We start from the raw sequence: 25,412 nt of genomic DNA on the forward strand, positions 1-25,412 counted from the left end.
AGTTCAGATAAAACGTATCTTCAGGTGCTGTCTGTGTTGAAATATCATCGTTTACATCCCTCATAGTTCAGATAAAACAATTTCCTAGCCTCCTCAATTGTGATTCTGCCTTCAGTTTACATCCCTCATAGTTCAGATAAAACCTTCTCTATATGTAGCTCTCTCATAATCTTCCACCAGTTTACATCCCTCATAGTTCAGATAAAACATCAAAAGAAGCAGATGAAGATACAGCAGCTTTAGCAGGTTTACATCCCTCATAGTTCAGATAAAACGCAAATCGAAACATTGCAAAAACAAGTAGACTTTTTGAGTTTACATCCCTCATAGTTCAGATAAAACTCTTCGTTAGTTATTTGCATGTCAAAGTAAATGTCTTGGCCAGTTTACATCCCTCATAGTTCAGATAAAACTCTGTCAGAGTCAGTTTTTGTTCGACATTGATTTTAAGGTTTACATCCCTCATAGTTCAGATAAAACCGACAGCGATATTTTGAGAGTCTGCAAGAACAAGCTTTGTTTACATCCCTCATAGTTCAGATAAAACAAGATTGAAGAATATTTAAGTGAATTACGTAAGACAGTTTACATCCCTCATAGTTCAGATAAAACGACACTATAATTGAAAAATGAATGTAATCAAAAAATGTATACATCCCTCATAGTTCAGATAAAACTCACATACTTGTTTCCCTAAGTATCTTGATCCTGAGGTTTACATCCCTCATAGTTCAGATAAAACCAAAAGTTCATAGAAGACAAAAAAATACTGTATTCAGTTTACATCCCTCATAGTTCAGATAAAACAGGACGAAGTGGTAAGTGGAAGGGTTGTTCTTTTGACGTTTACATCCCTCATAGTTCAGATAAAACTCTATTGTTTTTATAAATCATAGCCAAAATGGTGCTGGTTTACATCCCTCATAGTTCAGATAAAACCGATATAGAAGACTCTTTGATACAAGGACTTATAACATGTTTACATCCCTCATAGTTCAGATAAAACATAAATCCATCGTAATTGAGATTTGAGAATGCCCCAGCGTTTACATCCCTCATAGTTCAGATAAAACAAAGACTTTCAGTGTTACTAAAAAAATTATCTCAGCTGTTTACATCCCTCATAGTTCAGATAAAACATCGTTGTAAAAGAATATATTGATGAAGCGGTATCGTTTACATCCCTCATAGTTCAGATAAAACAACAAGGCGAGGTGAAAAGATGAAGAGAGAAATAAAGTTTACATCCCTCATAGTTCAGATAAAACCTTCCCAAAATGCATCAACGAAAATGTTCACGTAGTTGTTTACATCCCTCATAGTTCAGATAAAACGGTTGTAAGTGAGACGACTCTCACGTATGCAACCGTGTTTACATCCCTCATAGTTCAGATAAAACAACGCAGCAGTGTAAAAGAGCCATCTAAAACATATGGTTTACATCCCTCATAGTTCAGATAAAACTGTTCAGCATGAGGAAAAAAGTGAATTTAACATTGACATGCGTTTACATCCCTCATAGTTCAGATAAAACTATCTCGCCAAGCCCCTGCTCAAGAAAGAGCTTCAAAGTTTACATCCCTCATAGTTCAGATAAAACTTGATATATCCCTTGATAAACAAGGCAATCTAATAAGGTTTACATCCCTCATAGTTCAGATAAAACACAGTACCAGCTATATTAAAAGCTCTCGCATTATTTCGTTTACATCCCTCATAGTTCAGATAAAACTTTATAGCTACTGATAACCTTGTCCATATTTCCGATAGTTTACATCCCTCATAGTTCAGATAAAACCATTGCTCTATCCTCGGTCGATTTCGTACAACAATATGTTTACATCCCTCATAGTTCAGATAAAACCATTGCTGCTTTGTTACATTGGTGCTGGTTGTCCATGGTTTACATCCCTCATAGTTCAGATAAAACCTTCAGGAACGCATAAACGAAGAAGGGCCTATTGAAGTTTACATCCCTCATAGTTCAGATAAAACTGGCAATGGCGAGGTGTTGCGTTGAGGAGCAGTGCATGTTTACATCCCTCATAGTTCAGATAAAACCGACACTTCAGACGCTGCAGGGAAGTATGTAGACAGAGTTTACATCCCTCATAGTTCAGATAAAACCAAGAGATTGAAAAACCCTTGATTGTAACAAAAAAGGGTTTACATCCCTCATAGTTCAGATAAAACAAATTTTAAATTCTTAAAACACTTGATTTGTCTGGCGTTTACATCCCTCATAGTTCAGATAAAACTATGACAGCGCCTTTTATAAACGACAGCTGAAGAAAAAGTTTACATCCCTCATAGTTCAGATAAAACCAAGGCTGGGCTGGAATAGGGTATCATTTTTATGTCGTTTACATCCCTCATAGTTCAGATAAAACATTTCCTCGCTTGCAATGTTTAAATTAGTAGATAAACAGTTTACATCCCTCATAGTTCAGATAAAACTTCACCTCATAATTTTGTAAATCTTTTGATTAGATGGTTTACATCCCTCATAGTTCAGATAAAACAAACTATATAACGCAGAAATTTATACCCTCAATGATAGGTTTACATCCCTCATAGTTCAGATAAAACATTCCAGAGGCGGATGTTGAAAAAGTAAAAAAACATCGTTTACATCCCTCATAGTTCAGATAAAACCAGGTAGTTTTTATACATTAATTAGACAATTTCAACAGTTTACATCCCTCATAGTTCAGATAAAACTCTTGAAATACCTATTGATTATAAAGACGTCAACGAGGTTTACATCCCTCATAGTTCAGATAAAACACTTAAAATAAAAGAAAAAGGGTGGCGAATAAGAGACGTTTACATCCCTCATAGTTCAGATAAAACCATCTTTTAGCCCTCTTAAGTTCATATAATCTGCAAGGTTTACATCCCTCATAGTTCAGATAAAACTTGAATATAATTATCTATTTTTTCGTTCCACTCAAAATGTTTACATCCCTCATAGTTCAGATAAAACTTTTTTAATACTATCAATATATTCAATTTTATTAATTGTTTACATCCCTCATAGTTCAGATAAAACAAACTCAATAACAAATGCAGACGAGTATTGTTTAGAGGTTTACATCCCTCATAGTTCAGATAAAACATATGATGCGCGTGTAGTTTCGATTAATCGCAATAGGTTGTTTACATCCCTCATAGTTCAGATAAAACTCAACAACATTAAACATATTAATCTCGGCCGAACTAATGTTTACATCCCTCATAGTTCAGATAAAACAAAGATTTGCCAAACATATTAGCCAATGCCTGAAATTCGTTTACATCCCTCATAGTTCAGATAAAACTGAAAAAGAAATTTTAGCAATGTATATGGTGGTTGAAGTTTACATCCCTCATAGTTCAGATAAAACTTGTTCAATTTTCTGTTCAATATACTCTTTAATGCCTTGTTTACATCCCTCATAGTTCAGATAAAACTATCACAAGCTTCATAACATAATTACCAGTTAATAAGTTTACATCCCTCATAGTTCAGATAAAACGAAACACAAGCTGGGTATCAACCGATGGGGCTAATAAGTTTACATCCCTCATAGTTCAGATAAAACTTTACAGTATTCGATTGCCTAATTCCACCCTTGATGTTTACATCCCTCATAGTTCAGATAAAACCATCGCCTCACAGGATGAAGTCTTAGAGTTTCTTACAGTTTACATCCCTCATAGTTCAGATAAAACTTTGTGTAGGTTTTAATTAAATATTCAAACAATGCTACGTTTACATCCCTCATAGTTCAGATAAAACTGTTCACAATTTCTGGGGCATTGACATTACTTTTATGTGGTTTACATCCCTCATAGTTCAGATAAAACTATGCTGTTGATTATGCGCTATTTTCAAGGGTTAAAGAGTTTACATCCCTCATAGTTCAGATAAAACTCCCAACATTGGCTCTACTGAAACAAATCTTACCGCTGCGTTTACATCCCTCATAGTTCAGATAAAACTCATCGATGACTTGGGCAAGGAGAAGGTAACAGATGTTTACATCCCTCATAGTTCAGATAAAACCATGATGGACTTGACTTTGAACTTTGTCAATATCAGTTTACATCCCTCATAGTTCAGATAAAACATTTCCTTTTTATCACCGCGCACATACCAATTGATTTCGTTTACATCCCTCATAGTTCAGATAAAACTAAATTATTGCTTTCATAGTAATATCCAGCATTGTAGTTTACATCCCTCATAGTTCAGATAAAACTAATACGTCTGCCCATTGATTTCAGCAATCTCTGTGTTTACATCCCTCATAGTTCAGATAAAACTGGGGTAAGATAGTATCGACAATTTCAACTGCAGGAAGTTTACATCCCTCATAGTTCAGATAAAACTTGTAATACAGCTTGACAAAGCACGAAATTTAAGATAGTTTACATCCCTCATAGTTCAGATAAAACTGGGATGGTCCAGGCAATGAGAAAAAATTAAGAATGTTTACATCCCTCATAGTTCAGATAAAACACCTATTCTTTTCTGTAACATACCCAGACATATTATCGTTTACATCCCTCATAGTTCAGATAAAACGAGAGCTTAACTGTGGCGAAACAGTTGCAAAAAATCAGTTTACATCCCTCATAGTTCAGATAAAACCAGTTTTGGTACTTAACAAGAAGGACTTAAAAGCATGTTTACATCCCTCATAGTTCAGATAAAACAAGAAGAAAACAACTTAGTATTGGTCGAGCAGTTGTGTTTACATCCCTCATAGTTCAGATAAAACTCCCTCAACTCCATAAATTTCAATTATTCTTCCCCTGTTTACATCCCTCATAGTTCAGATAAAACTATGCACTTGATATTAAACCGACTTTTACTGAAGTATCGTTTACATCCCTCATAGTTCAGATAAAACCTGGTGGCAAACCAACAGAACTTGCCACGACTGTTTTGTTTACATCCCTCATAGTTCAGATAAAACTCTCTTCTAAGTTTGCCGTAAAGGCAAGGACCTCTTGCGTTTACATCCCTCATAGTTCAGATAAAACCAGTAAAACTTCTTTTACACATGAATACATACCAAACACGTTTACATCCCTCATAGTTCAGATAAAACAAGAACTTATGACCGTCTTATAGAAATGTGTTATCCAGGTTTACATCCCTCATAGTTCAGATAAAACAACATGCTACCAGACGCAGACGCAGGTGTAATTAAAGTTTACATCCCTCATAGTTCAGATAAAACTGCTTCCCTGTGCGATTGCGGCTCAAAGTATGCGTAGTTTACATCCCTCATAGTTCAGATAAAACCTTCCATTAAAACATCACCTACTTTCTATACTTTTTGTTTACATCCCTCATAGTTCAGATAAAACAGGCCAGTGAAGCCATTAAGGCAAGAGATGATATTGAAGTTTACATCCCTCATAGTTCAGATAAAACAAGGCCACATGTCCAATATGTGGTGAGGCAACAACTAGTTTACATCCCTCATAGTTCAGATAAAACCATCCATTTATCTGCTTCAGAACCGGGTCCTTCTTTAGTGTTTACATCCCTCATAGTTCAGATAAAACGATGAACTATATAAAACAACTCAACGCCTTTTATGATGTTTACATCCCTCATAGTTCAGATAAAACCTTGGGATACATGAGGAGAGGCTAAAGAATCTTGAGGAAGTTTACATCCCTCATAGTTCAGATAAAACCATAGAAGAGAAGGTGAATGAGATGTGCGTTAAACTGTTTACATCCCTCATAGTTCAGATAAAACTGGACGACGTATCTACTGGACGCTGAAAAGGGTATACAGGTTTACATCCCTCATAGTTCAGATAAAACCAAGAAAAAGCGTTGATAATGGCTTGTAGAAGGATAGAAGTTTACATCCCTCATAGTTCAGATAAAACTTCAAACCTTCCTTAAGTTTTTTCATCATTTCCTTTGTTTACATCCCTCATAGTTCAGATAAAACTAGATATCAGGAAAACGACATTAAGCTTAAAATCAGATTGTTTACATCCCTCATAGTTCAGATAAAACCTGGATTTAACAGGCGCAACAGTGAAGCTGGTAATAAGGTTTACATCCCTCATAGTTCAGATAAAACCCTTTTTATTTCCTCGACAATTGCGTAAAGCTCACTGTTTACATCCCTCATAGTTCAGATAAAACTCCATGCTGTCAACTGCCGAGATGATAATCCCCTCTTGTTTACATCCCTCATAGTTCAGATAAAACAATAATAACAGTAACAAGAGCACTATATTCTCTTTGTTTACATCCCTCATAGTTCAGATAAAACTATGACAGCGCCTTTTATAAACGACAGCTGAAGAAAAAGTTTACATCCCTCATAGTTCAGATAAAACCATTGCAAATAAAGCAATTAAGGCAGCTTTAGTAAAAAGTTTACATCCCTCATAGTTCAGATAAAACGGAAATGTTGTTTTCGACCCTCGGCTGTTCAAAAACGTTTACATCCCTCATAGTTCAGATAAAACTATCCCTTTATTTTCACTTTCTTGAAAAGCAAACCAGTTTACATCCCTCATAGTTCAGATAAAACTTCGTCCAGTAGAACTACGTCGTATTTTTTCATGAAAGTTTACATCCCTCATAGTTCAGATAAAACATGTCGAATTCGTAATGTTCAGTTTTGCCCAGAAACGTTTACATCCCTCATAGTTCAGATAAAACACGTACCATTTGTTCCAGCCCGAACCGCCCCAACGATGTTTACATCCCTCATAGTTCAGATAAAACCAATAAGCCAAATTTACAAAATACAGGACAAACAATAAGTTTACATCCCTCATAGTTCAGATAAAACAGTTGTTGAAGCGAAAGAAGATAGCGCCGCTACAAGTGTTTACATCCCTCATAGTTCAGATAAAACAGTATGAAGTGAAGCACATAAATATGAGAAATTATTTCGTTTACATCCCTCATAGTTCAGATAAAACTTATTGGAGTGTATACAGGAGCAGTTCTTGTTTGGTAGTTTACATCCCTCATAGTTCAGATAAAACTAGTTCTGGTGCATCAGGCGGTGCTATTCGGTCATTGTTTACATCCCTCATAGTTCAGATAAAACACTTCTTGAACCTTTTGTATCAATTCTGCGTATTCACCGTTTACATCCCTCATAGTTCAGATAAAACTATTACATATTGCTTGTCCACAATGTCATAGCCAAGGTTTACATCCCTCATAGTTCAGATAAAACTAGATTAAAACAAGCAGGATTAATTGACTTTAAACCGTTTACATCCCTCATAGTTCAGATAAAACTGTCACATTGAATTCCTTACCAACCTCATCCAAAGTGGTTTACATCCCTCATAGTTCAGATAAAACAAGACATGAAAAAAATCCTGCCAATTTTCATTGATGTTTACATCCCTCATAGTTCAGATAAAACAGGTCTCTTTTAAAAACTAATTAAAGAATAACTAAAGGTTTACATCCCTCATAGTTCAGATAAAACCGGGAGCTGAGTTTTGCTTGTCAAAATATATTCTTGCGTTTACATCCCTCATAGTTCAGATAAAACCTTGTGTTGTTCTTCTACATCGATCACCGCTTCAATATTTACATCCCTCATAGTTCAGATAAAACTTTATTTCACTAAGCAAGTTTATCATTGTCCCAAAAATGTTTACATCCCTCATAGTTCAGATAAAACTTAAAATATCCGAAGTCATTACACCGGCTTTCTATGAGTTTACATCCCTCATAGTTCAGATAAAACAGAACTGGGGTAAAATAGCTTCAATCTTTGCAACAACGTTTACATCCCTCATAGTTCAGATAAAACCTTCAAAGTCTTGTCTTAGAGCTTCAACATCTCTGACGTTTACATCCCTCATAGTTCAGATAAAACTGGTGGTTTGAGCCGAGACAGACGACACTCTTACTTGAGTTTACATCCCTCATAGTTCAGATAAAACAGACAAAAGCCTGCGAATTGTGGCACTTACAGATAATTGTTTACATCCCTCATAGTTCAGATAAAACAGCTTCTTTTAAAGACAATATGAGGTAAGAAGTTATTGTTTACATCCCTCATAGTTCAGATAAAACTAAGGATAGTCTTTCATCTCTCTCTCTGATTTATGTTTACATCCCTCATAGTTCAGATAAAACAATCTGTTAGACCACAAAAAAGACTACTTCAAACTACGTTTACATCCCTCATAGTTCAGATAAAACCTTCTACTTGCAAGTTTGTAAGTGCCCATTTTAAAACGTTTACATCCCTCATAGTTCAGATAAAACTAAGCAAACATGGTTTGTGTGAACGCTGCGGTAGACCGTTTACATCCCTCATAGTTCAGATAAAACTTGGCAGAAGGGTTTATTGAATATTGCAAACAGAGGTTTACATCCCTCATAGTTCAGATAAAACTTTTGTACACTTCAGGGTCTTTTGGGACAGTTCCAGTTTACATCCCTCATAGTTCAGATAAAACTAACTTTATCTCTTACAGTTTCTGTTGCAGGATTCCAGTTTACATCCCTCATAGTTCAGATAAAACTTACGGACTTTGCACATAAAACAACTCATGCAAAAGGGTTTACATCCCTCATAGTTCAGATAAAACAAGGTCGTTTATAATTATCTGTTTTCTTTCCTTAAGGTTTACATCCCTCATAGTTCAGATAAAACTTTATTTCACTAAGCAAGTTTATCATTGTCCCAAAAATGTTTACATCCCTCATAGTTCAGATAAAACTGAGTGTTTGCAGAATTTTTCTATAAATTCAATAGGCGTTTACATCCCTCATAGTTCAGATAAAACTTGAAGTCAAGGGCAAATCGCGACGTGCTAATAAAGGTTTACATCCCTCATAGTTCAGATAAAACTTGTTTGGGATGAACTGTTATCAAGCTTCTCAGGTGGTTTACATCCCTCATAGTTCAGATAAAACTTTTTCAATTTAGTAGCCGTGTTTACGAGAACGTTGTTGTTTACATCCCTCATAGTTCAGATAAAACACTTCTTGTTGCTTGAATGTAAGTATCTTGATAAGCGTTTACATCCCTCATAGTTCAGATAAAACCATAACAGCATACATACAAGTCCACCGACACAAGAGTTTACATCCCTCATAGTTCAGATAAAACGAAAGAGTTCAAGATGACACTTGAAGAATTTATAGAAAGTTTACATCCCTCATAGTTCAGATAAAACCCAATACATTGACTATCGCTTTTATCCCAAGATTGCATGTTTACATCCCTCATAGTTCAGATAAAACTTCACAAATATGATTTTGAATTAAAAACTATGACAATGTTTACATCCCTCATAGTTCAGATAAAACAAAGATAGAAACAAAGTTGTTGAATTATTGGGACAGTAGTTTACATCCCTCATAGTTCAGATAAAACAAATCCTGCCAATCAAATTGCATCAAAATAAGAACAGTTTACATCCCTCATAGTTCAGATAAAACCTTGCAATTACTTCTACAAATTTTATTTTCGCATTAGCGTTTACATCCCTCATAGTTCAGATAAAACGACAAAAAACAAAATAAAATACTTAGATTGTGTAGAAGTTTACATCCCTCATAGTTCAGATAAAACCAATACGGTTTATTAAACAATACATGCCAGACGTAGTTTACATCCCTCATAGTTCAGATAAAACAATGTACATACCTTACTGTTACCAACATTTCTTAACTCGTTTACATCCCTCATAGTTCAGATAAAACTTTACCAACTGACAGATGTTCATTTTCACATCTTTGCGTTTACATCCCTCATAGTTCAGATAAAACGAGTGTTTGTAAGTGTTATTGTCTGTACTTCACCTTCTGTTTACATCCCTCATAGTTCAGATAAAACTTTGAACAATGCACTAAAAACGTTCATATAGCAATTTTGTTTACATCCCTCATAGTTCAGATAAAACAAAGAATGCGACATAAGTCCAAGAACCTTTTACCGAGTTTACATCCCTCATAGTTCAGATAAAACTAAAAGCCATTTCTAACAAAAAGTCGCGTATAAAAGTTTACATCCCTCATAGTTCAGATAAAACTTGTATAAAAATTCAAGATTTTAGTATAAAAATTAAAAAGTTTACATCCCTCATAGTTCAGATAAAACTTACCTGATCCCAGTTAGAAACACCTAATGTAAAAAAGTTTACATCCCTCATAGTTCAGATAAAACTGTGCAACAGCAAATAAATGAGCTGTTAACAAAAGATTAGTTTACATCCCTCATAGTTCAGATAAAACTACATTCAAACAGACGCTTATAAAAATCTTCAAAATGTTTACATCCCTCATAGTTCAGATAAAACTTATCTACAACGCTAACCCTGTCGCCCAACAACAATGCGTTTACATCCCTCATAGTTCAGATAAAACTGTTGAATTTTTAAAAACTGTCGACACTTCTGATGCAGCGTTTACATCCCTCATAGTTCAGATAAAACTAACAATCTTTGAAGCATAAGATGATCATTTATATATGTTTACATCCCTCATAGTTCAGATAAAACTCAGTTGCTATTCCTTGAACCCATAATTATTTATTGCGTTTACATCCCTCATAGTTCAGATAAAACCAGGGTACCGGTAAAACATTAGTAGCTATTGCTCTTATGTTTACATCCCTCATAGTTCAGATAAAACTGCATATTATTGCTACAGTTCACGACGCTATTTTAAGTTTACATCCCTCATAGTTCAGATAAAACTATAAAAATTCACTTTCACTATTTATTTCTAAGATGGTTTACATCCCTCATAGTTCAGATAAAACAGGCGTATAATTTCAACTATATCATCGAGGGGTATTTGTTTACATCCCTCATAGTTCAGATAAAACCAACTTTTGAGACGCTAAAAAAACGGTCGGGAGTATGTTTACATCCCTCATAGTTCAGATAAAACAACGAAGAGGTATTCCTGACATCATAGGGTGTTATAAGTTTACATCCCTCATAGTTCAGATAAAACAAAGAAGTTGTTTATGAAGAAGAGTACAGAGATTCTAGGTTTACATCCCTCATAGTTCAGATAAAACTGATATCTCCGAAAAATCAGCTAAACCTTATCTTTCCGTTTACATCCCTCATAGTTCAGATAAAACTTGGTCAGCAGGGTTAGTCCCGCTGCCAATTGGCTTCGTTTACATCCCTCATAGTTCAGATAAAACCCATTAATAATAAATATCCTCTTTTCTAGGCTACATTTAAATTATAACCTATTAACAAATTTTTAACAACAAAAATAGATTGCAGCGAGGGGGCGGTTGGATTCTGTAAGGAGTTGGTAAAGAGTATTGAAGGTCTTGTAAGAAAAGAAGGCAGAAAGATTAAAATCATATTAGGCCTCGCTGCAAAATGGTTTAGTTTGGAAATGCACATTCAACCCTTGTTTTATTTTAAAACCTTCAAATTATAACAGAATCATAGTTTTTTTCTTGTCCTAAAACCTTTTTGTTGCATACAAGTTTATAATCCATCTCATAAAAATACACCGAATCTTCATCCTTTTCTATGACCGATAAAAGTTCCCGTTTGCATTTTTCAAGCTTGCCGTATGTAATTTCTCCTTCAAAAACTGAGTTTTGAACCCATGTGAAGTATTTTTTCAAAATTTTTCTTACCTTGTTGACTCTCTTTTCATTGATGTCGTATGTAACTATTACAAAGATGCTTCATCACTCCCCTGAGGAATAATTTACCACCATGCTTTGAGTGGTGAATATACCTGATCGCCTATAAAATGCTTTATCAGCTTGTAGCACTCAAGTCTTATAAATCCCTTATAGGAAACATTTCTATTCAGCTGTCTGTGACGAACTGTAGTCTCAAGCTTGCTTTGAAATTCTTTTAAAAATATTTTCTTCCCTTCTTGATTTAGATAACAATAATTTAAATCTTCATCAAAATGCTCAAGCTCTAACTGATGGTTATTAAGAAGCTTAAATATTACAGTATCAACAATCAATGGCTTGAAAATCTCAGAAATATCAAGGCTAAGCGAAAATCTCTTTTCGCTTGGTTCATGCAAAAAACTTATGCTTGGGTCAAGCTGAGTTTGATAAATTTGAGATAAAGTGTGACTGTAAATCAAGCTATTTCCAAACGAAATAAGAGCATTGATGGGATTTGTAGGTGGTCTTTTTTCTCTTTTTTCCATTGAAAAATCTTCTGGAAGAAATTGATTAAATGATTGATAATATATATTTCGAATTCGCCCCTCAAGTCCCATTAGCTCTGAAATACTTGATATATTAAACCTTCCTTTTTCCCACTCATCCTCAATTGCAATCAAATAAGCCTCAGCTTCCTTTCTTTCTCTCAAATTTCGCATCATATGGTATACTGCCGACTCGACAAAACAATATGCTAAAAATAATCTTTTTTCTCTATCAAGATAATGAAGGGCTTGCCTAACCACAACATCTCCAGACACATTTTTCTTGCGTGGCAAGAAACTCCCCGCATAAAAACCATAGTAGTTGTAAAAATGAAGAACAATACCGTATTGAGAGATATAGTTTAGAGCTTTTGTGTTCAAATCGACTTCTCCAAAGATGTGAATCTGTTCAACGTTTTCTATATCAATTGCCTTCTTTTCAGCACCCATTTCAAAATAAAGTGTATTTTCATGCCTTCTTAGTCTTCCATTTGAAGTAATATATAAGCTCTTTTGCATTACCATTTTACCCCCAGCAAAACTCAAAGTACGCGCACGACTTGCAAATCTTTTGTTTTTGCGCAGGCGGCGGAATAGATTTTGTTGTAATTTCTTCTATCTCTTTTAAAGCTTGCTTTACTTTTTCTTCGTACTCAGGGGTAAGTTTTAGCACCTCTTTTCTTTTTTCTTTTGGATAATTGATTATACCTTGCTTTTGAACTCCTTTTTGCTTGAGATAGTAAAGGTAATACATAACCTGCATTATGTCAGCTTCTTTCATTTTACTGCTATACTTTACTTCTCTGATACTGCCGTCTGACATTATGTCTATTGTGATTATGTTATCAATCAAGATTTCCTTACTTTTTTCTTTAGGATATGAGTATTCATGCAAAAGTCTTCCTAAAAGAACCTTATCTGATTTGTTTTCGAAGGTTATATTCTTGCTAAAAAGCCATAGTTTTCTTTTGCAAACATAAAGATAGTTAATTTTTATAGCCTGGAATTTTAGGTCTTGAAATTCTTGAGAATTTTCCATGCCAAATTTCACTCTCTTTTTTAGAGAATAAAACTATCTTCTATACTTTTCTCTTCTTCAGCTTTTATTAAGCCTTTCTCATTATTGTATACAAAATCATTGTTCAAATATACACCTGAAAGCCAACGTTTAAGTCTTCTTTTCCACTTACTATCCATCTCAATTTCAATTGTAAGTTTATTATAAACAGACTCTAAGTCTTTTGAACAAAAATGCATAACAATATATTTTGACAAGACACCCCTCTTAAATTGCGTAAAAAGCATCCTTTTATTTTCTTTGCCCTGTTCTATTGTTTTTATAAATTCTTGAATATCCTTTTTAAATTCTTCAAACTTGTTCTTGGGAATAATCTGTACACTATAAATTTCTCTAAAAATCTCTTCTGCTTCAGATTTTTTATCTGACATCAATCCACTATCTAATACAATAAGGGTATTGTAAAAATCCTTTAAATATCTACCTTTCTTTTTCATTGTAGAATAAAATAAAGTTACCAAAATGTACTTATCATATTCTGACAGTTCAATTTCTAACTGGTCTAATTTTGCTAACCAATCATGACTGAAAAGAAGAGAATTATAGACACTTTCTTTATTCTTACCTTTATCCTTTTTACCTTTATTTTTATTATTTTTTTGAACAAGGATTAAGTCTGCAAACTCCTCTCTAAAAAACTCCTCAATACCATCATCGTCAAATTCTTGTTGAAAAGTTTTGTCTAATAAGCTCCCCAAATTAGATTGATTATATCTTGCTTTCCACAACCAAGCAAGTGAAAGATTAATAAGTTCCTTTGTATAAACTCTCTGCCCGCCTGATTGCAAATTATTGCTATCAAATATAAGTACATTTACATTTGGCTCATTATGATATTCTTTTTCAAAAGCTCTAAAAGGGTAATCTAATTTTAATTTCTCATCATTGCTTTTATTGACAACTTCATTATTTTGATAAATATATCTTCTCAAAATTCTCCCCATTCTTTGGACTAAGCAGTCAAGCGGGCATATCTCTGTATACAAAAAATCTGCATCAATATCTAAAGAAGCCTCAACTACTTGGGTTGCAACAAGTATTTTGCCAATATTCTCGGTTTTAGGATTCTTAAACTCATTATTTATATAATCAAATTCTTTACTTTCTCTATCTTTCAAAGTAAATCTGGAATGAATAAGAAAAATTCTTTCTTTCAATTGTCCATCTGCACTATTTTTCAATTTATCATACACACTCTGCGCAAAACCTACAGTATTCAATATTATAAGTACTCTTTTGTTATTATTTGCTTTTTGCAAAATTTCTCTAATTATTTCATCAGGAATATCAAATTGCTCATTTTCGATTTTAATTAAATTTAGTTTTATTTTGTGTTTGTAAAGTTTACTAAATGCATCTTTTTCTTCCTCATAAATATTTATAGTATTTACATTATCATAAAAGTCAGGAATTACATCTTTTAAATAATCCATTACAAATTTTGGCATAGTAGCAGTCATTAAAAGAAATTTCCCACCCATTTTATATACCCATTCCATAAATTTTGCAATTATAGCACAAGCTTTTGGCGAATATGCCTGTATTTCATCAACTGCTATTCGGGAATATGAAAGAGAAACAAATATCTTTTCAAATCCAGGAGGCCTCAATGCATATGGAAAAAATTGGTCTCCTGTTGAGATTATTACAGGATATGATAGTTGTTTTGAAAGCTCATACAACTTTATTGAGCCAGTTTCATCTGAATTTTTATCCAACAAATAAATATCAGCATCTGAATGCAAAAGCCCTGTCTTGTCACATCCAAATACATTTTTAGCTCTTTCAAAAGTGTTATTTACTGATGCTCTGAGAGGTAAAGTATAAAAAAGCTTTTCTCCTGATGACCATAAAAAAGCAAACTCTGTTTTACCATAACCTGTTGGTGCTATTAGAATAACGTTTTTTTCTGAACATTTTTCTAACTCTTTAAATTGCCAAGCATTATCTCCAATTTTACTTGAAATAGTTTTAGCAACATATTCTTTTTCTGGTGCATCAATTTCAACATTTTCTAACTCTTCTTCTGCTCCCTCTTCTTCGCACCACGAAGCAAAATGGTCGCAACGCTGTAAAATCCCTGATATAAAAATCCATTCTTTTTTAACTTCACCCCTGAGTGGATGATAGTCAAATTTGTAAGGAGGAACTACTAAATTCACAAAAAGTCTGTGGTTTAAAATAGCTTTCAGCCATGTCATATTAACATTGATTAATTCTTTATATCCATCATAATTTGAAAGCTTTCCAAACTCTTTAGCAAGATTTTCTTTTAATTCATCTTTCCATTCATGAATTACCTTTTCACACACCTGTTTCAATTGCTTATTTTCTAAAGAAATTATCTCATCAAAATTATCTCTCCAATGATGATACGCAATCGCTGAAATTATATAATTTAAATATTCTTCACTATCAAACTTTTCTTTTAGCTTGTCTATATTAATCCAAAAAACAGAAAATAATGAATGTGGAATTTCATAAATCACATCCCTTGGATAATATTCAATATTTCCTAAAGCTTTTATTTGAAAAGATGGCAATACTTTCCCCAAATCATGAAGAAATATTGCAACTTCAGTCGCATTCAAGATAAATTGATTATCTGAAAATTTCTTTTTAAAAAAGTTAAAAACCTTTAGTACATCAGAGACATGGTCTGATAAAGTAACTATTTTATTATTTTTCTCATCCACCGACTTTGCCCAAATTTCACTCATCTTTACCCTCCTCAAGGTCGGCTAAAAATACAGGGATATTATCTTCTGTATCAAAATAAGTAGTAATATCACCAAAATCCCCATTATTTAGTTTCACTTTGACATATCTAAAGTTTCTAACTCCATTCTGAATTTTATAAAAAGAAGTTATATTGTAAGCCAAGCCATTAACCTTTTTAAAGTCAAAATTTCCATCAAATCCAAAAACTTTTTCAGGAACCCAGAAAAAATTTTTGTAGTTTCCATTAATTTTATCAATTATCAAATCAACATATCTTATATCTTCAATTAATATCCAGTCTTCAGCTCTGCCTAAATGTATAACAGAAGTTCTATTGATAGGATTTTCAAAACTACTTTTTATAATATCCAAAAACTCTTTGTCACAATGATACAAATAAATTAAAATTCTTACGTTATGCAAAACATCTGCAATACATGGCATCTGCCCACCGATGTGTTCAATGTGGCCACCAACATATCGATTTGTTATAGAGCCAAACCTTTCTATATGATTTCCTATATTCAGGTTTCTCAACCAAAAGTATTCTTCAACTTTGGTTTCAAAATTTCCACAAACTCCCATTTTAATTTGTTTCAATTTGTGATATAAACATTTGCAGTTTTTATTTACACAAGGCTCCTCTTGCCCTGGTATATTCTTAATACCAAGAACATTTGCTATCAAACCTAAAACCGTCGAATAAGGTGGAATAGGGTATGTATGTCTTCTTTGATAACTAAATGGTATCCTAAAATGTGCTTGCGGTTGATATATCTTCATTTTTAAAGTATAAATAGAATTTTTAGTCTCTTTCATTTCTCTTCCCTTCCTGATTATTTGCCTATGGATGGACTGCTTGTTGTATTATTCATCATCCAAGACTTTTAAAAATTCATCCCAATTTTCGGTTACTTCAAACTTACCCAACTTGCTTGTATTGAAAATCAATTCTTTCTTTCTTTCTATCTGCATTCTTTCACAATCCATCAAAAATACTTTGTCCACTATCCAGCAATTTTTTAAACAATCATTAACACCTATAACTCTGCCCCTTTTTGCACCTGAAACTGGTTCTATCTCAATATATGGGTGAAATACTGGTGAAGGAACTTTTACATAACCCGCAATCAAAAAAAGTGGGACTATAGTATTTGCTTCTCCACTTGACTGAGCATAAAGCCCATCTTTAATAGCTTCAAGAATTTGCTTTATACGGGTTAGTTTTTCTTCTTTGTTAACTTCAAAAATTATTTTATATTTTTTCTTGTTACCATCTAATTCTATTTTGTCATATCTAATAATACCTTTCTCAACCCTATATACTCTTTCATCAAGTTGTTCAATATATGATACTTGCTTTATTTTATCTTCAGAAAGTATAATCTTTATAATTCCGTCTTCAACTTTTGGCTCATTTTCAACAATCCATTCATCCTTACCCAATACATCTGTATCAATAGTAAAACTCAATTTATAAAAAGATATATGTTCTTCTTTGCTATATGGATTAGGTGATATGTCATCAATACCTTGCTTAATTCCTCTATTAACAAGATCATGGTTTGCGTAAAAAGACATATCTCCATCATACAAATTTAATCCTATAGCTTTTGTTATCCCTAAGGGTGCTTTTCGTGTAATTGAGGCTTGTCCTTTTATAGTATACATATATCCAAATACGTCAAGCTCTGGACTTGACAAAATATCATCTTTTGTTATATCGAATTGGATAACTTTTGTTTCATCCTGTTTAGCTACTGTTACCAAAGCCTCTTTCCATCCAAATCCTTTTTTTAATGTTTCAAAGAGATAATGTCTTATACCTGGTTTGCCTATATAACTTACTGTTTCTAAATCTCTTTTCAATTTCTTAATTGACAATATATTACCACCAATTTTTTCGTCTCTGTTCAAAGCCCAAGCTTCAATAACAGCTGTTAAAGTTATATGCCTTGTGTAAATTTTTGTATCAAGATGCATCTTTTAACCCTCCTTATTTTTTTCCTTATTCTTTTCCTTCTCTTCACCTAACAATCCACTTAAAAATGAATATACCATCACTTTAAAGCTTTCAACAGAATACTTTGGACTAAAAGCTTTTACAAAATCTTTGCCAACTTCCTCTTGTGCATTTACAAATTCTCTCAGAATAATATGAAAAACTTCTTCTCTCTTTCCTAACCTTGTTAATTCAAGAACTCTGAAAGTTATTGCTCTGGGCACTTTTTTGTCTTTATCAAAAAACCTATCATAAACCTTACTTTTTCTTAAATTTTCTCCATACCATCTTAACCTTTCACAAAGTTCACTAACATTCTGTAAAGAAAATTCCTTATACAAACTCCAAAGTTTAATTTTGTCTTCTCCTTTCGCATTATTAGCTGCCCATTCTAACATTTTTTCCAGTTCAAATCCAAGATTCTTGTATGAATTAATTGTCTTTGCAAAATCCTCAAATTTAATTTTATTATGAAAAATCGATTCTTCTAATGCTCTCTTAAGCTCATCAAAATTAAACCTCTCATTCATATCAGAGCCTCCTTTTTTGTTTTTCCATTATCAATAGATAAAGTTCAAAAAGATTTTGAGAAATTTTTATTAAATCATTTTTTTCTTTAGCTAATCGAAAGTAATGAGCAATAAACTTATCATCTTCGTCTGATTCATCATCATTTCCTTTGTTACTTTCTCCTGACAGTTTTTTTAAGGCTATCTTAAAAACCTTTTCACCAATTTCCATAATTCTTCCATAATTTTGATTTAATACTAAATTTAAGATGCTCGTTTCTCCAATTTCACTCAATATGCTTGAAATTTTTCGATTCAAAAGTAACGAAATTACCTCATGAGGTAAACTATAAAAATCTATCTTATATTTTGGTTTCCCTTTAATTTTAAACATTAATTTGCTGACAGCTTCAATATTCATCATAGTCCATTTCCCAAGCTGAATATTTGTTTTTAATGCCATCTCCATTACAGACATTCCCAATAACCTTCTTACATCAGCTGTTTTTGCTTTCTCGTTAACAGCTTTGATATACTTATTCAAATACCACATCACTTGAAATGATTGAGCATTTATAAAAATTTCTGAACCGTCTTCAAGCTTAGTAAGAGCCAAATGATGATGGATAATAAAATATAAACATATCGGACAGATTCTTAACGATGTACTATTATTCCAAAATGAGTTTGGAAATTTTCCTACCGACGATCCTAATAAAGAAGAATGCATTAAGTCAAATTTAAAAAGTCTTTTTTCTAATTTGCTGTTTTCATCTGGCTCTACAGCTCTTTCAATTCCGCAAAAATCACATCTATGAGTAACTCTATTATTAGTTATAGAAAATAAATTTAGTAAAATTGTTATAAATTCTTTTCTATCTCCTTGTTGTACAAGGTTACGATATAGCATTTCATTGAAAAATAATTTATCAAAAGCTTTAATAAGTTTATAACCAAATCTCCCCATTGCAGCAAAATATTCTTTATGCTTTTCATTATTACTTTGTTCTTTTTTTTCATCATTTTTCTTATTCTTTTTTTCTAACCATTCTTCAATATCATCATTCTCAGTTAAATACTCTACATAATAAACTAAAGATTTAGGTATATCTTCTTTACCTATTTTGACAGGTTCAAAAATTGCTTTATCTATAGCTAAACTACCATCTTCATTTAACCAACTTTCAACTACATCCTCACCTAATTCCCTTGAAATAACACTTAAAAATCCAATCACCGAAGCATTATAGAGCCAATTACCTGGATATAATATAAGCTTATCCATTTTTCTTACCTCACCACCTCTACAAACCCAAACCCTTGACCCCGTCTAAATCCTATGCCGTTTTGATACAGTTCTTTTAAATCCTCTGGGTCTCCTGATAGTTCAAACAAACCAGAAAATCCTGTCAAAAACATTATATCTTTGCCTGTTGTTTCAACAAACTCAGAAATTCTGTGTTTTACAACAATCTTTTGAATATTTATTGGTCTGAAAGTCAACCTCTTTTGCAGTCCTTTGTTTTGCCCTCTCAAAAGACGAATATTTCTTATCCCAAAGTCAACAACTTCATTAAAAATGTCCTCAAAACCTTCATCGTAAGGCAAAACTGGCACCTTTTTGTTGCCTTCTTTTTTCTCAATCAAAATTGGAGCAAATGTTTTGAACATCATAGTTGATCTAAATTGTTCTGGTTCTCTTACCAAATACATTCTCTTTAATTCAATTTTGCAGTTTTCTGTTAAGTGGCATGGATAGAGGCGATTGTTGAGTAAGCTATTGTACATGTTTACAAAAAATTCATAGTCGGATGTGGAAATATTTAGCATAATATCTCCTCTGAAAAAAACTGTATCATCTTGAAAGTTCATATTGGGAAGATTAACTGAAAAAACAAATGGCTTTTGCCATTTATTCTTTTTTTCACCCCACCAGTAAATTCTATTAAAGTAGTCTTTGTCATATAGAGAAAGGGCACTTTTTAAAAAACTCATAAAAATAGTTCTGTAGTAAACTGGAAGACTATGTCCCTCACTTTGATTTTCAATCACCTTAAAAATGAACTTTGCTCTCACGTACAATATCCCACCTTTTTTAATATTCTAATCTGTATGATGTCATTAAATTATATATTTCGACATTAATTGCTAAAATCCTTCTTTATTTTTGAAAAATTTTAAAATTTTTAGATGCTTGAAAGATAGTTTATGGCATAAATTTATTCTCATATTTTATTATTTTATTTCAAAACTAATCTGGCTTTTTAAGCAAAAAATTTTTTTGAAATTTTTTATTATTTTTTGCTACTATATTTATAGTTAAATCTCTTTTGGAGTGAAAATTATGGAAAAAGCCAATCAGTTTATTACAAAGTATGTATATCTTTTTGCAATAACAAGCCTTGTCTTTCCAATATTTATTATGCTTTCTTCAATGGTAGCTCCAGTGGACGTATCCAATATTTTTTTGGCATTTGTGGTCATGGACATTTTGTTCTTGCTAATACCACATCTTATTCGCACAAAAAGCAAGGGAATGTGGGAAAAGATTTTAAATATTTTGTTTATAATAATAGTCCCACAAGGTTTTGCGTTAATTGTGTTAAAGCCATACGGTTTTTTTGAAATGTTTCTCGGGCAAGTTTTTTGCATGGGACTTTATATACACTCATATTTAATATTCGAAAAAGAACAGGTCTCCCTTTCACTTGGAGCAATCTTAGCAGGTCTTTGGGCTATAATAATCGTGGGAGCAGTATCAAGTTTTATGAACATCCCAAGAAACATTACAAACCAATATACCACCTATTCAATAATATTTTTGGTGACAAGTGTCTATCTCATAAACAGGGTTAACTTGGAAAACCTGTTGAGCAGAAGATATAGAAGAAAAAATAGCATATCAAACAGTATAAGTTATATTAACCTATTTTTGAGTATTGGATTTATCGTAATACTTCTTCTTCTTTTCAAGTTCAAAGGACTTGCACCATATATTGTTTCATTTATTGTGGAAGTGGTAAAGTTTTTGCTCAAAGTAATAAAGAAAATCCTTGACTTTTTAAACTCTTTGTTTGCCACAACAAAACCACAGACAGATACAAAAAATGGATTAGAAGAATTTCTTAAAACAATGAGACCTGCAAAAAAGAGCTTGTTTGCTCAAATCCTTGACTTTATTGGTTATGTTCTTGCATTGTCAATTTTGGGATTTTTGATATACAAGGCATTAGGGATTCTTGTAAATATATTGAAACAGATGATGGCAAACTTTTTGCTCTTTTTGAATAGCATTGCTAGTAATCTTCAGATTGAAGAAAGAGGGCAAAACTATACAGATGTAAAGACATTTATCTTTGCAAAAAAATCCAAGCATCAAAAACTCAAAAACGTTAAAGCTAAAAAAGTACATTTTGAAAAAATTAACGACTTAAATTTGCGACTTCGAATCATCTTTAAATTTACAATGGAATATTTTTATCACAGAAAAAATTATGTGCTCAAAAGCTCTTACACCCCACTTGAGATGGGAAAGACTATCTCAAAAGGTGAACTTTTAAATGCTGATGTTGTGAACAAGCTTGTTGAAGAATATAACAAAGTTAGATATAACAGGGAATATAAGGTATTGTCTACCGAAAATTTTGAACGTTTTTTGAAAAACCTCAAATAAATCTATTACTTCAAACTTGCATACAAAAAGCAAAATCCGAATAAGTTATTTATTGAGAGATTAAAGCGCTAATTTTGAGAAAGCAGATGAGATTTAAAAGATATATCCTTGTGATAATAGAAAGAACAAAGCTATGCAAGTTCTTTATACCCTTTCTTGCTCTTTTTTGCTGTATTACATTACTGCTTGTGTATCTTTTCTACAATCCGAAACCAAAAATAAAAGAAGCTGCCAGCCAAACATTATCATATGTTGCTATTATTTTCGAAGATGCTGGAATGGATGAGGAAGAAGTACAAAAGCTTTTGAGTATAAACGTACCGTTTGATATTGCCATAATTCCTTTTTTGCCTTTTTCAAACAAGATATCACTTGCCTCTTATGAAAAAGGAAAAGAAGTTATTCTTCACCTATCGATGGAACCTGAAGATCAAGATACCATTTGGCTCTGTCCAAGAAGTATAATGAATTCAACGCCAGATGATGAGATTGAAAAAATTTTCAAAGATGCTCTGGCAAATGTAGCATATAGCAAAGGACTGAGCATTCATCTTGGTACACTTGTCTGCAAAAATGAAAGAATAGTAAAAAAGCTTTCTGCTATTGCTAAAGAAAATAATTTGTTTATAGTAGACTCTACCTTTTCCTCAGAGTCACTCTTTGCAAAAATAGGAAAGCAGATGGGACTTCAAGTAGTCATACCAGACATTGTACTTGATTCAAGAAATGAGCTAAAACCAATACAAGACAAGTTTAATCTTCTTTTTAACATAGCAAAGAAGAAAGGATTTGCAGTGGCAATAGGTCACCTTGGAACAGATGGTGGTATCACAACAATTGAAGCATTCAAGCAGACCATTCAAAAGGCTGAAAAAGAAAATATAAAGTTTGTATTTGTTTCAGAGATTTTAAAGTTTCAAAAGGAAAATATTAAGTAATTTTAATTGAATCTTTCTTTTCACCGCAATATAATTAATATTCAGAAACACAAAAGAATAAGAAGCGGAAAGGAGATAAAAGAATAAAAGACATGAAGAAAAACCTTGTTGCAGTTTTGATAACACTTGTCTTTTTCACAAATCTATTTTCTTTTATCAAGGCACAAGCATTGCAGAGCACACCAGAAAAACCTTTATTTGCCGCAAAACCAAAAGGAAACTATATTGAGATTTTGAGGGGAAGTCAAGCTATTGCCAAGATATTGCCACCCGAACTGTTAAATGAATCTCCAGCAAAAAAGGAAGAGACACAAACAATTCAGCTATCGTTTATTGAAAATGGGGTGGTTAACTGGAGGATTGAAAAAAGTGAACCTTCAGACCTTTTATTTTTGTCAGACGGCAAAAATAAAACTTTAAAGCTTAACTTTCATACATTAGATGCATTTTATAAAATAACCTCGCCATATATTGCTTTCAAAGACCAATATCAATCTGCCCGGCTTACCTTCAACTACAACTGTGAATTTAAAAGATTTCCCCAGCTCAAAGATGATGAAACAATCAATGTAGAAATCTCTATTTTTTCTGAAAACAAAACAAAAATACTGGTGCTTCCTGAAAAGATAAAAGTAACTTCTGGCAAAGGGACATTTAAAACCTCTTTTTCTATCCCGGTGGATAGTAGGTATATAAGTTTTGAGATTTCTCAGACAAGCCACAATTTAATAAGCTGTGAGTTTGAAAATTTCAAGATAACTCTTATAAAACCTTCAAAGTACACCTTCTTACTGAAAAATGTTCAGGTTTACAACAACTATATTGAGCAGGAGTTTGAAAATGGCTTTCAAAAGCTTACCAGAAGAATATTTGTCTCATCCTCTCAGGATGTTGTAAATGTAGAAGAGACTTTAAAAGCAAAAGAAGACCATCAAGTTTTCAAAGAATACTCCTTAGTTGAATTTGAGTCAAGACCCCTTTTTATTCTTAAAAGAGATTACAAGCTCGAAAAATTTGCAAAACCGATGTATGTTACAGATTCCCTTTCAGATTTTTATTTAAAGCTTGAGAACTGTGCTATAGGTTATGCAAATAATTATGATTCAATCGAAACATATAACCTGAAAAATAAGGCAAATGTATTTATGTTTCTTTCAAATTCTGATGATATAAAGTATTTTGTGATTGGGAAAAACAAAGAACATATATACACCACTACACAGCTTTTTAGAAAAGGATTTGAAAAGACATATGTATATTCAATTTTTCCAGCAGAATACACATATTCGATAAAATCAAGGTCGCCAAACGCTACAAAAGCTATTTTAATATTTTCTCATCACTCTGACTCAAATATGATATCAATCATAAAAGCTATGATGTTTGGCACAACAGATACCAAAGACCCTTCTTATATGAAAAAGGGATTTGTAGGATATAAAATACCAATAACATGGGGATTCTTCTACAAATCAGTAAAAGGAATACCTGGATTTGATAATCCAGAGTACAAAAAACTCATAGAGTTTTTAGCTCAAAAGAAAATAGAAGTGGCTTTGCACACAGCATCACCAGTTGCCAAAGAAAATACTGTTGAGCTTATAAAAAAAGCACTGGAAGATACAAGCTATTTAAAGCTTGATGACTGGATTGACCACAGTCTATCTGACGGCACCCGAAGTGCAGCTTTAAAGAGCGAAGGTGCTATTCGTGGTAGCAAAAACTATTCATTTGACCTTTTTTTGAAACACGGGTACAAATACTGCTGGTCGTACCTTGACGTAAAGCTTGACACTCTCAATATGCTTCAGCCTGACAAGGTTACATGGCATCCGCAGATTTTTTTCAAAAACTACAACTTTGGAGAAGGTGACTCGCTTTACCAATGGAACTCGGTAAGATTCAGAAATCTTCCAAAGATGCTTTCTTCACCTCAGCTTGACAAACTTGTAAATGAAAATGGAGTGTGTATTATTCATGACTATTTTGCACACCCTATGCAGAAAAATAAACTTTTTGTTGTGAGAAACAAAAACGTATATATCTCGCCGCAGTTTGATAAAAGTCTAAGACTTATTGCAAACCTTATGAGCAAAAAACTTTTGTGGGTACCAACAGTAAAAGAGTTTATTGAATATGAAATAGCTCTCAAAAACGTGCAAATAACGCCGCTTGACTCAACAACCCTTGTTATAGATAACAAAAACTACTCTGAAATGAGAGGTTTTACACTTATTTCACTTTTGCCCAATGGTCAGGAAAAAAGAATTATTATTGACTTACTTCCAGGTATAAACCTCATCACGGTTCACTAAAAAACAAAAGGGGCTTT

12 protein-coding genes and 1 CRISPR repeat array (1 of these 13 running past the window's edge) are annotated in these 25,412 nt (G+C 32.8%); of the genes, 3 read left to right on the forward strand and 9 right to left on the reverse strand.

The annotated features are described in order from the left end of the window. Nucleotides 1-11,170: a CRISPR direct-repeat array (repeat unit 29 nt; unit sequence GTTTACATCCCTCATAGTTCAGATAAAAC) (it extends 408 nt beyond the left edge of the window). Between the two features lie 237 nt (nucleotides 11,171-11,407). From cas2 to cas6, 9 genes are read right to left on the reverse strand one after another with little or no spacing between them, the layout of a single operon-like run. Beyond that, nucleotides 11,408-11,671, reverse strand: coding sequence for a CRISPR-associated endonuclease Cas2 (gene cas2 / locus CALKRO_RS12295; RefSeq protein ID WP_041741788.1), 264 nt, complete (start codon nucleotides 11,669-11,671; stop codon nucleotides 11,408-11,410). Between the two features lie 26 nt (nucleotides 11,672-11,697). Continuing rightward, entirely contained in the window at nucleotides 11,698-12,678 is a 981-nt protein-coding gene (gene cas1b, locus CALKRO_RS12300) for a type I-B CRISPR-associated endonuclease Cas1b (RefSeq protein WP_013431318.1), read from the reverse strand. Between the two features lie 7 nt (nucleotides 12,679-12,685). Continuing rightward, nucleotides 12,686-13,198, reverse strand: a complete 513-nt coding sequence (cas4, locus tag CALKRO_RS12305) for a CRISPR-associated protein Cas4 (protein ID WP_013431319.1) — start codon at nucleotides 13,196-13,198, stop codon at nucleotides 12,686-12,688. Nucleotides 13,199-13,218: 20 nt separating this feature from the next. Further along, nucleotides 13,219-15,957: a CRISPR-associated helicase/endonuclease Cas3 gene (locus CALKRO_RS12310; RefSeq protein ID WP_013431320.1), complete on the reverse strand. Its 2,739-nt coding sequence runs from the start codon at nucleotides 15,955-15,957 to the stop codon at nucleotides 13,219-13,221. Further along, a complete protein-coding gene (gene cas5b, locus CALKRO_RS12315; protein WP_013431321.1) occupies nucleotides 15,950-16,777 on the reverse strand; it encodes a type I-B CRISPR-associated protein Cas5b in 828 nt (275 codons plus the stop codon). The genes CALKRO_RS12310 and cas5b overlap by 8 nt, the downstream gene beginning before the upstream one ends. 48 nt (nucleotides 16,778-16,825) lie before the next feature. Then, complete coding sequence (gene cas7i, locus CALKRO_RS12320) at nucleotides 16,826-17,941, reverse strand: type I-B CRISPR-associated protein Cas7/Cst2/DevR (protein WP_013431322.1); 1,116 nt, start codon at nucleotides 17,939-17,941, stop codon at nucleotides 16,826-16,828. A 3-nt stretch (nucleotides 17,942-17,944) separates the two neighbouring features. Further along, nucleotides 17,945-18,490 carry a hypothetical protein gene (locus CALKRO_RS12325; protein ID WP_013431323.1) on the reverse strand — a complete coding sequence of 182 codons (546 nt, stop codon included), beginning with the start codon at nucleotides 18,488-18,490 and terminating at the stop codon, nucleotides 17,945-17,947. A gap of 1 nt (nucleotide 18,491) precedes the next feature. Beyond that, a complete protein-coding gene (cas8a1, locus tag CALKRO_RS12330; protein ID WP_013431324.1) occupies nucleotides 18,492-19,754 on the reverse strand; it encodes a type I-B CRISPR-associated protein Cas8b1/Cst1 in 1,263 nt (420 codons plus the stop codon). A gap of 5 nt (nucleotides 19,755-19,759) precedes the next feature. Further along, nucleotides 19,760-20,545 carry a CRISPR-associated endoribonuclease Cas6 gene (gene cas6 / locus CALKRO_RS12335; RefSeq protein ID WP_013431325.1) on the reverse strand — a complete coding sequence of 262 codons (786 nt, stop codon included), beginning with the start codon at nucleotides 20,543-20,545 and terminating at the stop codon, nucleotides 19,760-19,762. A gap of 268 nt (nucleotides 20,546-20,813) precedes the next feature. Between cas6 and CALKRO_RS12340 the strand changes: the two genes are divergently transcribed. The 3 genes from CALKRO_RS12340 to CALKRO_RS12350 all read left to right on the forward strand — a co-directional run bounded on the left by CALKRO_RS12340 (nucleotide 20,814) and on the right by CALKRO_RS12350 (nucleotide 25,395). Then, nucleotides 20,814-22,142 (forward strand): hypothetical protein, encoded by a 1,329-nt coding sequence (locus tag CALKRO_RS12340; protein ID WP_013431326.1) that lies wholly within the window; start codon nucleotides 20,814-20,816, stop codon nucleotides 22,140-22,142. 86 nt (nucleotides 22,143-22,228) lie between these two features. Then, nucleotides 22,229-23,080 (forward strand): divergent polysaccharide deacetylase family protein, encoded by an 852-nt coding sequence (locus tag CALKRO_RS12345; protein ID WP_013431327.1) that lies wholly within the window; start codon nucleotides 22,229-22,231, stop codon nucleotides 23,078-23,080. Between the two features lie 92 nt (nucleotides 23,081-23,172). Continuing rightward, nucleotides 23,173-25,395 (forward strand): hypothetical protein, encoded by a 2,223-nt coding sequence (locus tag CALKRO_RS12350; protein ID WP_013431328.1) that lies wholly within the window; start codon nucleotides 23,173-23,175, stop codon nucleotides 25,393-25,395. The last annotated feature ends 17 nt before the right edge of the window (nucleotides 25,396-25,412 follow it).

It is taken from the genome of Caldicellulosiruptor kronotskyensis 2002 (genome assembly GCF_000166775.1).
In the GTDB taxonomy this organism is placed as follows: Bacteria; Bacillota; Thermoanaerobacteria; order Caldicellulosiruptorales; family Caldicellulosiruptoraceae; genus Caldicellulosiruptor; species Caldicellulosiruptor kronotskyensis.